This is a genomic window from Sphaerisporangium rufum (assembly GCF_016863395.1).
GTDB classification, from domain to species: domain Bacteria; phylum Actinomycetota; class Actinomycetes; order Streptosporangiales; family Streptosporangiaceae; genus Sphaerisporangium; species Sphaerisporangium rufum.
The window spans coordinates 140,686-151,231 of sequence record NZ_BOOU01000012.1; the positions used below are offsets into that span (position 1 = coordinate 140,686).

The window sequence follows — 10,546 nt, forward strand, 5'->3', positions numbered from 1 at the left end:
CGGGCCGGAACATCCGCTGAACACCACCTTCGCCGGTGGCTTCAGAGAATTTTGAACATTGGCGTTCCGGCGCTGAAACGCTGAAACCGTATCGGCATGGGGACTCGGTTCGGTGTTCTGGGCACCCTTGAGGTGCTGCGTGATGGGGTGCCGATAGCCGTTTCGGCGCTCAAGCAGCGAATCGCGCTGGCCACGTTGCTCCTGCAGGCGAACCAGCACGTATCGCTCGATCAGCTGGCCGAACGGATGTGGGACGGTCGCGAGGCTCCGGAGGATGCGCGCGGCGCCGTTCAGCCACATATCGGCAGGTTACGGCGCACCTTGGGTGACCGGAGTGATGAGCGGCGGCTGATCCGCACCCGGGGGGAGGGGTACGTACTCGGCATCGCCGCGGCGGACCTCGACGTCGCCGTCTTCCTTGATCTCGTGGCCCGTGCCAGGCGGGCCGACGCGGAAAGGAGTCTCGGCCGCCACCGCGACGCCCTCGCACACGCCGAACGGGCTCGCGCCGTCGCCCGCGACGGGTCCTTCCACGTGCTCGAAGGCCACGCGCTGACCGCGCTCGCGAAGCTCCGCATCGCGATGAGAACGCCGGCCGAAGCCGTCGCTCAGGCTCGCCGGGCTGTCGAGCTGTACCGCCGGAGCGGCCACCGCCTCGGTGAGGTGCGCGCTCTGCGAGTGATCGGCGAGGCGTGGTACGAGCAGGGAAGGGGCGATGCCGCCCGGTCGCACCGGCGGGAAGTGCTCGCCCTGTTCTCCGCGATCGGCAGCCCGGAGGCCGCTGAGATCCGCGTCCTCCTCGGCGAGTGACCTCGCCACGCGGCACGTCGCCCGCGCGGGTCCTGAGCGTGGCGGTGCTTCACGCGTTCACCGCGTCCGCCGCGTTCACGCGGGCCCGAGGGAGGCCGGGGACGGCGTCAGGTTCGGCGACGGTGAAACGACGCCGGGACGACGACGGCGGCGGAAATCGTGGTCCCGCCGAGACTCGCGGCGAACATTCGCGTCGCGACACCTCCGGCGCGAAGGAGCGTTCGAGGTCGAGGCATACATGGGGAATCGCGGTTCTACCGGGAGAGGCATCAGGAGAATCGGTGTCATCGAGGTTCGAAGCAGGTTCCGGCGGAGGCCGCCGACAGGTCCGGCATCCCGGGCCGCGCGGCTCATGGGCGCATGCCGTCGAGGTCATCGCGGAGAATCCGGCGGGCGGCCGCCGTAGGGAGCTGTACGAGGGCGACATCGGGATCCGCGTCCTGTCGTACGGCGCCGAGGTCCGGGTCACCGTTCCGCCGTCGCCGGACTCCTACCAGATCTATCTTCTGCTGAGAGGCACCGGAAAGGTGCAGGTCGAGGGCGAGCGGATCGACGCTCCCTCGATCATCGTCGGTCCGCACGAGAAGTCCGGCATGTGGTGGAGCCTCGACCACGAGGTGCTGATCGTCCAGATTCCCTCGGCGCTGGTCGAGCGGACACTCGCCGACCGGCTGGGCGATCCTCCGGAGCGGCCACCGCGTTTCCGGCCGGCCATCATCGGTGACAGCACCTTCGGCAGGTTGCTCACCATGGTGTCGTCGGCCGGCGCCGGCGGCCGGCCACCGTTCATGGCCTCGCCATCGGCGGGGCATCATTTCGAGCGATTTCTGCTGCACACGCTGCTGGACTCGCAGCCGCACGACCATTCCGCCGCCTGCGGCGGCATTGACCCGGCCCCCGGACCGGCGGCATTGCGCCGGGCGCAGCGCTACTGTGAGGAACACGCGGCCGAAAGCGTCTCGCTGCGAGACATCGCCGCCGCGGCCAGAATCGGCGTCCGCACCCTGCAACACGAATTCCGCCGTCACCTGGACACCACACCGCTCGCCTATCTGCGCGGAGTACGCCTGGCGCACGCTCATGCCGACCTGGTGCGCATGGCCGGGACCGGTGCTCAGGTCACGGTGACGGAAGTGGCCACGCGCTGGGGTTTCATGCATCTGGGCCGCTTCGCCGGTCTCTACCGGGAGAGGTACGGCCGATCACCCTCCAGCACCCTGTACGGCTCACGGTGAGCGCCCCGGGCCTTCTCGTGCCGCTCGGCCGCTTCGGTCCGACCGGTTCGAGAAACATCGCCGATCGTTACGATGAGCGGATGTCCTGGAAGCTGGAAACCCCGAGCGGGGAGTCGTTGCACGTCAACGCGTGGAACTGGCGGCCGACCCTGGAACTGCTGGAGGAGTCCGGCGTCCTGGACGCCGAGACGATCGCGTTCCTGGGTTTCAACGGCGACTTCGACCTGACCGGAGAGCAGGCACAGCGGATCGCCGCCTTCCTGGACACCTATCTGGCGGACGTCCCGGTCGGCGGACGGGTGCTGCTCGACGGATCGATCACCACCGAACCCGACACGTTCGAGTTCCACCGTGACGACCTCGCCCGCAACTACTCCGCGACGGTTCCCTGGCTCACCCGCTTCCGCGACTTCTGCCGCACCGCCACCGCCGGCTTCACCGTCGGCTGAACCGGCGACGAACCGCTCCGCCCCCCGTCAGACCCGCAGCACGGTGACCTGGCGTCCGGACGGCGTGGTCGCCTGCTCGAACGCGCCCCGGTCCTGCCAGCCGGGTGCCTCCGGGCGCCGGTCGAAGATCACCAATACGCCGGTGGAGAGGGTGAGCCGGTCCAGGTACAGGTCGAGCTGCGCGAGCCCTTGGGGCAGCGGGTCGTCTCCACCCGCCCGCCAGACCTTGAGCTCCATGGCCTCGCGCTGCACCAGTCGCTCGCCTTCCGGACCGGTGTAGGGCCAGCGGACCAGCACATCCAGACGTTTGGTGCCGGCGGCGTACTCGCGATCGAGCCGGCCGCCGCCGTTCACCAGCCGATGGAGGAACGCCATGAGGATGATCTGGCAGGCCGCCTCGTGGTACCCCTCCTGGCGGACGAGCACCTCGCCGTGCTCGCGCCAGAACACGACGAACTCCTCCAGCAGCCGCTCCAGGTCGAAACGGCCGTCCGGCAGTACGAAGGTGTGCGGATCGGCCTGGACGAACCGCTCGGTGCGACTGCCCAGCACCCGGAGCAGGACCTCCCGGTAGATCGGATTGGCGATCTCGAGTTCCCTCGTCCCCCGGATCAGGCCCAGGTCGTGCACGTAGCAGACGTCATCGTCGAATGAGGAGTCGATGGCCGGCCAGGTGCCGGCCAGGATCGGTTCGATCACCCGTTCCACCCGTGGTTCGTGCAGACGCGCCACCAGAGAGTCCAGATGGGAGGCACGGGCCCGGATCAACCGCTCCTTACCCTCCTCCACCTGCTCGGCGGTGATGGTGCCGGTCACCCCCAGGCCGACGGTGATCTGATAGGCGAGCGCGTTGACCAGCCACGGTTGCCCCTGGGTCAGCTCGAAGACCCGGTCCACCGCGTCCTTGGCGAACTCCTGGCCGGTGGCCCGGGTGTGCTGGTCGTACAGCTCGGCGATCTCGTCGGCGGTGAAGTCGCCCAGACGCAGCGACTCGGTGACGATGTTGAACGGGCTGGCCGGGTTGGACCGGCCGGGTTCGCCGCCCGAGGCCACCTTGTACTCGCGCACGTCGCGCAGCCCGCACAGCACCACGGACGCGGGAAACGGCCGGCCGCCCGGCCGCGCGTTGTGACCGTCGCGGAGCTGGCTGAGAATGCTGACCATGCTGTTGCCCTGCAGGGCGTCGATCTCGTCGAGGAACAGCACCACCCGGCGTGGACAGCGGTGACACCACGCGGTCAGGGCCGAACCGAAGCGGGTGCCCGCCGGAGCCTGGGGCCAGGTCTCCGGAGGCAGGAGCTCCTCGGGCCATCCCGCCCACTCGGTGGCCTGACGCAGGGACTTCAGCAGAATCTCCTCCGCGGCGGCGTAGTCATCGCCGACCGACTTGGCGCGCTCGCAGGAGAACATCAGGGCGGCGATGTCGCCCTCGGCGGTCAGCTCGGCCGCCAGCGTCTGCAGCGCTGTCGTCTTTCCGGTCTGCCGGGGTGCGTGCAGCACGAAGTAGCGGTCCATATCGATGAGCAGCCGAGCCTGCGGGAGCCGCTGCGCAGGGGGGACCATGTAGTGATGGCGAGGGCCGCACGGTCCCGTGGTGTTGAAGTATCTCGCTCGGGGTGGCCGCATGGTCACATTCTGCCACGATGCCGGATGGCACGCTGCCACGAACGCGGCGCCAGGTTCCTTCAGATCCGGCCTGAGCGGCCGGGGCCCGCCGGGGGGGTGCGGGCGGGAGGACTGATCCGGGACCCGCGCCCGAACTTGGGCAGGCATTCGGCACGATCGACCGCAGACGCTCGCCGCCAGCCGCACAGCACCGCACATGGCACGAGAGCCCTTGATCGGCGTACGCGCTGGTCAAGGGCTCTTTCGCGTGATCGGGGATGGTAGGGCGGGTGGGACTTGAACCCACGACCTACGGATTATGAGTCCGCTGCTCTGACCGGCTGAGCTACCGCCCCGCAAGGGTGGAGTCTCTCACAACTGGCGGCCGCTGTGAGTACCCGGGCGGGCCCCGCTTCCCCGGCTGTACCGAACATTTCCGCAAAGTCCGGCGGCGAGCGCCGCGCCGCCCCCGGCCGGGCGGATGGGGGTGCGGCCGGGGGCGGGGTCCGGAGGGGTTACGGACTGGTGCAGGTGACGGGGGAGGGGACGTTGTTGGTGCCGGTCCAGCTGCCGTTGAAGCCGAACGTGGTGGACGCGCCGGCGCCGAGATTACCGTTGTAGGCGGCGTTCCGGACGGTGACGGCGCCGCCGGACTGGCTGACGGTGCCGTTCCAGAGCTGGGTGACCGACTGGCCGCCGGTGAAGTTCCACCGCACCGTCCAGCCGCTCAGCGAACCGGTTCCGTTGTTCTTGACGGTGACCTCGGCGCCGAAGCCGCCCTGCCAGGAGTTGGTGATCCGGTAGGTGGCGGTGCAGCCGCCGGGCACCGGGGTCGGCGTGGGCGTCGGGGTGTGGTCGACCGTGGGCGTGGGCGTGGGAGGCGGGGTCGGGGTCGGGCTCGGCGGGGTGGTGCCCAGCATCCGGGTGAGCGCCGGGTACCACCGGTCGCTGATCTTCACGTTGCCGGCGTCGTTGGGGTGGACCCCGTCGTAGGTGTCGGTGGCGGTGCTGAACCCGGTCCACTGGTCGACGACGACGATCGGCGATTGGGCGGTGGACTTGGCCTGGGCCCAGGCGGGGATCGCCGCGTTGAAGTTCACCGTCCGCTGGGCGCACTCGGCGCAGGTGGGCGGGTTCATCGGGATGATCTGCGCGACCAGGATCTTCATGTTGGGGTTGTTCGCCCGCATCTGGTCGACCAGCTTGCCGAACGCGGTGAGGATGGTCGCCGGGGCGATGTTGCTCCACACGTCGTTGGTGCCCAGGTGCATCATCACGATGTCGGGGTTGGTCGCCGACAGCCAGCCGGGCAGCTGGTTCTGGTTGGCGATGTTGGTCGCCAGGAAGCCGCCGTGGCCCTCGTTGTCGCCGTCATGGCTCACCCCGCAGCCCTGCGGCGGCAGCGTGCCGACGAAGTCCAGGCCGGTGTAACCACCCTGCAGCAGCTTGTTCCACAGCAGCGCCCGCCAGCAGCCGGGCGAGCCGGTGATCGAGTCGCCGAGCGGCATGATCTTCACGGTCGCCGCCCGGGCGGGCGCGGCCGTCGTCACGGTCAGGTACGCCAGTACGGCGGCCAGTGCCGCCATCGCCGCCAGGAGCGTGCGCCTTGTCGTCGCCATCCCTCACCTCCGAGTAGGGCCCGCGGGGATGGTAGGAGTTAACCGATTCAGTGCGGAAGCGCGCTCCGGGCGCGGGACCCGGCACGCTGGAGGTTCGTCCCGGGCGGGCCTGAAAGTTACACGCCCGCCCGGCCTTCGGTCAGCCTTCGGAGTCCGTCGGGTCGTCCTCGGCGCCGACCGCGTCGGGGTCGACCGGGCGCAGCCGCTCCCACAGCACGAACAGCGCGCCGAACGCGAGCATCGCCAGGCCGGCCCACAGGTTGATCCGCACGCCCTCGGCCTTGCGCAGCGCCGCGTCGGAGTCCAGCAGGCCGACCACGGTGAGGATCGCGCCGTACACCAGGAACAGGCCGCCGATGACGCGGCGCAGGTCGAACAGCCGGAACGCGCGCCGGCGGGTGTTGTCGTCTTCGCTCATGGTTCTCTCCGGAGGTTGGCGGAGCCGGCGGGCTCAGAAGAACGGGATGTACAGCAGGGCGCCGACGACCAGGGCGCCCGCGCCGAGCAGGACGGGGGAGCGGTACCAGGCCTTGTCGCCGCGCAGCGAGTCGTCGGCGATCGAGGTGTCGCTGAGGCCCCAGACCAGGCCGCGCAGCTCGCTCTCCGGCTTGGGCGCGGTCATCAGGGTGACGATGACCGTGACGATCGCGTCCACCACGAACGCGGTGCCCGCGCCCCAGAAGGTGGCGTTCAGATCGGTGCCGAAGTCCAGCACGCCCGCCTTGAACAGGATGTAGGAGGCGAAGGCCGCCACGGTGCCGGACAGCAGGCCCCAGAATCCGGCCCACGGGGTCATCCGGCGCCAGAACAGGCCGATGATGAAGGTCGCGAACAGCGGCGCGTTGAAGAAGGAAAAGAGCGTCTGCAGATACTCCATGATGTTGCTGAAGCCGGAGGCGATGAGCGCGGTGCCGACGCCCGCGATGACGCCGCCGACGGTGGCCCACCGGCCGAGCCGCAGGTAGTAGCCGTCGGGGCGGTCCTTCTTGACGTGCGCCTTCCAGATGTCGTAGGTGAAGACGGTGTTGAAGCCGCTGACGTTGGCCGCCATACCGGCCATGAACGAGGCGAGCAGGCCGGTGACCGCGACACCGAGCACGCCGTTGGGCAGCAGCTCGCCCATCAGCAGCGGGATCGCGTCGTTGTACTGGTGGCCGCCGGGCTTGCCGAGGTCGCTGAACAGCACCAGGGCGACCAGGCCGGGGATCACGGTGACCGCCGGGATCATCAGCTTGGGGTAGGCGGCCACGATGGGCGTCAGCCGGGCGGCGTTGGTGTTGCGGGCCGACAGCCCGCGCTGCACCTCGGCGAAGTTGGTGGTCCAGTAGCCGAAGGACAGCACGAAGCCGAGGCCGAGGACCACGCCGATCCAGTGCGCGCCCAGCGGGTTGTCGCCGGAGGCGGTGCCCTGCCAGGCGTGCAGGCCGGGCTCGCCGAGCGCCGACCGGCGCACCTTGTCGGCCAGGCCGGAGATCCCGCCGACCTTGATCAGGCCGAGCACGGTGACCGGGATCAGGCCGGCCAGGATGACGAAGAACTGCATCACCTCGTTGTAGATCGCCGAGGACAGGCCGCCGAGGACGACGTAGGCGAGCACGATGGCGGCCGAGACGACGATGGACAGCATCAGCGGCCAGCCGAGCAGCGCGCCCATGACCAGCGCGAGGGCGTACAGGTTGATCCCGGCGATCAGGATCTGCGCGACCGCGAAGGTGATCGCGTTCAGCAGCTGGGTCTGCCCGTTGAAGCGCCGGCGCAGGAACTCCGGCACGCTGTGCACCTTGGAGCGGTAGTAGAACGGCATCATCACGACGCCGAGGAACACCATCGCCGGGACGGCGCCGATCCAGTAGTAGTGGACGGTGGCGATGCCGTACTGCGCGCCGTTGGCGGCCATGCCGAGGATCTCGGTGGCGCCGAGGTTGGCGGACAGGAACGCCAGGCCGGTGATCCAGGCGGGCAGCGAGCGGCCGGACAGGAAGAAGTCCAGGCTGGTGTGCACGGCGCGGCGGGCGGCCAGCCCGATGCCGAGCACGGTGAGGAAGTAGAGCGCGAGGACCGCGTAGTCGAGGAGGTTGACGTCCAGGCTCAGGTCCGGCGCCGCAAGGGTCACGAGATGAGGCACCCGCCTCCGTTACCCATGTATGTCCGGTTTTCACGTGGTAGCAGAAGAGATCTACCTGTAACGAGTGACATGGGGTTTCCGTCGGGTGGGTGGCGGATGGCCGGTGCCGGGAACCGCGGCCGCGGCGGCGATTCCGATCGTCGAGAAAGTTTGGGCGCCAAACTATTGACGGTCGGTGCCGACCTGTGTGAATCTTCGGCCGAGGGCGGTCAGGCGTCCTCATCTGTTCCATGCACGTCGGAGGTCGACGGTCAGGGTCCCCAACCTGATCGTGCATGGCGGTCGTCCACGTTTCGAAGAATTCGAAGCATGCGAAAGGGACTCCGTTCATGCGCAGAAAGCTGCTGTGCTTCCTCGCGACGGCACTGGCCGCGACGTTCGTCGCCGCCGCCCAGGCGCCGCCGGCCGTCGCCGTGGCCGCCGAGCCGTATACCTTCAAGAACGTCCAGATCGCCGGTGGCGGCTTCGTGCCGGGGATCATCTTCAACCAGACCCAGAAGGATCTGATCTACGCCCGTACCGACATCGGCGGCGTGTACCGCTGGAACCAGGGCTCGCAGACCTGGACCCCGCTGCTGGACTGGGTCGGCCAGGACAACTGGGGCTACAACGGCGGGGTCAGCGTCGCCACCGACCCGGTGGACCCGAACAAGGTCTACGTGGCGGCCGGCATGTACACCAACTCCTGGGACCCGAACAACGGCGCCATCCTGCGCTCCGGTGACAAGGGCGACACCTGGCAGGTCTCGCCGCTGCCGTTCAAGCTCGGCGGCAACATGCCCGGCCGCGGCATGGGCGAGCGGCTGGCGGTCGACCCGAACAAGAACAGCGTCCTGTACTTCGGCGCGCCGAGCGGGAACGGCCTGTGGCGCAGCACCGACTCCGGGGTGACCTGGGCGAAGGTGACCAACTTCCCCAACGTCGGGAACTACGTCGCCTCGCCCGGGGACGCCTACGGCGGCGACATCCAGGGCGTGGTCTGGGTGACGTTCGACAAGCGCACCGGCACCGCGGGCAACGCCACCCAGACGATCTATGTCGGGGTGGCCGACAAGCAGAACACCGTCTACCGGACGACCAACGGCGGGACGACCTGGGAGCGGGTGGCCGGCCAGCCGACCGGGTACATCGCGCACAAGGGGGTGCTGGACACCGCCGGCGGGTACCTGTACCTGGCGACCAGCGACACTGGCGGGCCGTACGACGGGGCCAAGGGCGACGTGTGGCGGTACGCGACCGCGACCGGCACGTGGACCCAGATCAGCCCGATCCCGTCCAGCAGCGGCGACGACTACTTCGGCTACAGCGGCCTGACCGTGGACCGGCAGAAGCCGGGCACGCTGATGGTGGCCACCCAGGTGTCCTGGTGGCCGGACGCCATCTTCTTCCGCAGCACCGACTCCGGCGCCACCTGGACCCGGATCTGGGACTGGACCAGCTACCCCGAGCGGTCCTTCCGCTACAAGATGGACATCTCCGCCGCGCCGTGGCTGACCTTCGGCACCAACCCGGCGCCGCCCGAGGTGACGCCCAAGCTGGGCTGGATGAACGAGTCGGTGGAGATCGACCCGTTCGACTCCAACCGCATGATGTACGGCACCGGTGCCACCATCTACGGCACCACCGACCTCACCAAGTGGGACACCGGCGGGCAGTTCACCATCAAGCCCATGGTGAGCGGCCTGGAGGAGACCGCGGTGCTGGACCTGATCAGCCCGCCGACCGGCGCGCCGCTGGTCAGCGCGCTCGGTGACATCGGCGGCTTCCGGCACACCGACCTCACCAAGGTGCCGTCGATGATGTTCACCCAGCCGGTGTTCACCAGCACTCGGAGCCTGGACTACGCCGAGACCAACCCGAGCATCATGGTGCGGTCCGGCGACTTCACCGACGCCGACCGGCCGAACGACAGCCACGTGGCCTTCTCCACCGACGGGGGCGCCAACTGGTTCCAGGGCACCGAGCCTGGCGGCGTCAACCAGGGCGGCACCGTGGCGGCGAACGCCGACGGCAGCCGCTTCGTCTGGGCGCCCGGCGACCCGGGCCTGCAGGTGGTCTACTCGGTCGGCTTCGGCAACACCTGGACCCAGGCGTCCGGCGTGCCGGCCAACTCGATCATCGAGTCCGACCGGGTGAACAAGAACAAGTTCTACGCCTACTCGGGCGGCGCCTTCTACGTCAGCACCAACGGCGGGGCCGCCTTCACCAGGACCGCCGCCACCGGGCTGCCCACCGAGCAGGTGCACTTCAAGGCGCTGCCCGGCGCCGAGGGCGACATCTGGCTGGCCGGCACCGGCGGGCTGTGGCACTCCACCGACTCGGGCGCGTCCTTCACCAAGGTGGCCGGCGTCACCTCCTCGCTCAACGTCGGCTTCGGCAAGGCGGCCCCCGGCAAGACCTATCCGGCGCTGTTCACCATCGGCGAGATCGACGGGGTCAAGGGCGTCTTCCGGTCCGACGACACCGCCGCCACCTGGGTCCGGGTGAACGACGACCAGCACCAGTACGGCAACGCCGGCGAGTCGCTGACCGGCGACCCGCGGATCTACGGCCGCTACTACCTCGGCACCAACGGCCGGGGCATCATCTACGCCGACCGCGACGGGAGCACCACCCCCGACACCACCGCGCCGTCCAGGCCGGGGACGCCGGCCGCCTCGGCGATCACCTCGACCGGCGCGACCCTGTCGTGGGCGGCGTCGA

Annotated in this window: 8 protein-coding genes and 1 tRNA gene; 4 read left to right on the top strand and 5 right to left on the bottom strand. The window is 69.3% G+C overall.

Annotation, left to right across the window (positions count from 1 at the left end; translation table 11 throughout):
• Positions 1-96: 96 nt before the first annotated feature.
• The 3 genes from Sru01_RS04265 (at position 97) to Sru01_RS04275 (ending at position 2,494) form a co-directional block, all read left to right on the top strand.
• Positions 97-810, top strand: a complete 714-nt coding sequence (locus tag Sru01_RS04265; protein ID WP_203982511.1) for an AfsR/SARP family transcriptional regulator — start codon at positions 97-99, stop codon at positions 808-810.
• 122 nt (positions 811-932) lie between these two features.
• A complete protein-coding gene (locus tag Sru01_RS35315) occupies positions 933-2,045 on the top strand; it encodes a helix-turn-helix transcriptional regulator (RefSeq protein ID WP_239136884.1) in 1,113 nt (370 codons plus the stop codon).
• An 80-nt stretch (positions 2,046-2,125) separates the two neighbouring features.
• Positions 2,126-2,494, top strand: coding sequence for a hypothetical protein (locus Sru01_RS04275; protein ID WP_203982512.1), 369 nt, complete (start codon positions 2,126-2,128; stop codon positions 2,492-2,494).
• A gap of 27 nt (positions 2,495-2,521) precedes the next feature.
• Here the strand turns inward: Sru01_RS04275 and Sru01_RS04280 are convergent, their stop codons facing one another.
• The 5 genes from Sru01_RS04280 to Sru01_RS04300 all read right to left on the bottom strand — a co-directional run bounded on the left by Sru01_RS04280 (position 2,522) and on the right by Sru01_RS04300 (position 7,843).
• Complete coding sequence (locus Sru01_RS04280) at positions 2,522-4,057, bottom strand: AAA family ATPase (RefSeq protein ID WP_203982513.1); 1,536 nt, start codon at positions 4,055-4,057, stop codon at positions 2,522-2,524.
• Positions 4,058-4,378: 321 nt separating this feature from the next.
• Positions 4,379-4,455, bottom strand: a tRNA-Ile gene (locus Sru01_RS04285).
• Positions 4,456-4,614: 159 nt separating this feature from the next.
• Entirely contained in the window at positions 4,615-5,718 is a 1,104-nt protein-coding gene (locus tag Sru01_RS04290) for a cellulose binding domain-containing protein (protein ID WP_203982514.1), read from the bottom strand.
• Between the two features lie 139 nt (positions 5,719-5,857).
• On the bottom strand, positions 5,858-6,136 hold the full coding sequence (locus Sru01_RS04295; RefSeq protein WP_203982515.1) for a hypothetical protein: 279 nt from the start codon (positions 6,134-6,136) through the stop codon (positions 5,858-5,860).
• Positions 6,137-6,169: 33 nt separating this feature from the next.
• Positions 6,170-7,843, bottom strand: a complete 1,674-nt coding sequence (locus tag Sru01_RS04300; protein WP_239136886.1) for a sodium:solute symporter family protein — start codon at positions 7,841-7,843, stop codon at positions 6,170-6,172.
• A gap of 329 nt (positions 7,844-8,172) precedes the next feature.
• On the opposite strand from Sru01_RS04300, the gene Sru01_RS04305 reads away from it, so the two are divergent.
• A partial coding sequence (locus Sru01_RS04305) for a WD40/YVTN/BNR-like repeat-containing protein (RefSeq protein WP_203982516.1) occupies positions 8,173-10,546 on the top strand: 2,374 nt, incomplete at its 3' end.

Bases quoted from the DNA above. Each gene is read 5' to 3' on its own strand.
- Sru01_RS04290 (WP_203982514.1), bottom strand. From the start codon at position 5,718: ATGGCGACGACAAGGCGCACGCTCCTGGCGGCGATGGCGGCACTGGCC.
- Sru01_RS04295 (WP_203982515.1), bottom strand. From the start codon at position 6,136: ATGAGCGAAGACGACAACACCCGCCGGCGCGCGTTCCGGCTGTTCGAC.
- Sru01_RS04275 (WP_203982512.1), top strand. From the start codon at position 2,126: ATGTCCTGGAAGCTGGAAACCCCGAGCGGGGAGTCGTTGCACGTCAAC.
- Sru01_RS04265 (WP_203982511.1), top strand. From the start codon at position 97: ATGGGGACTCGGTTCGGTGTTCTGGGCACCCTTGAGGTGCTGCGTGAT.
- Sru01_RS04280 (WP_203982513.1), bottom strand. From the start codon at position 4,057: ATGGTCCCCCCTGCGCAGCGGCTCCCGCAGGCTCGGCTGCTCATCGAT.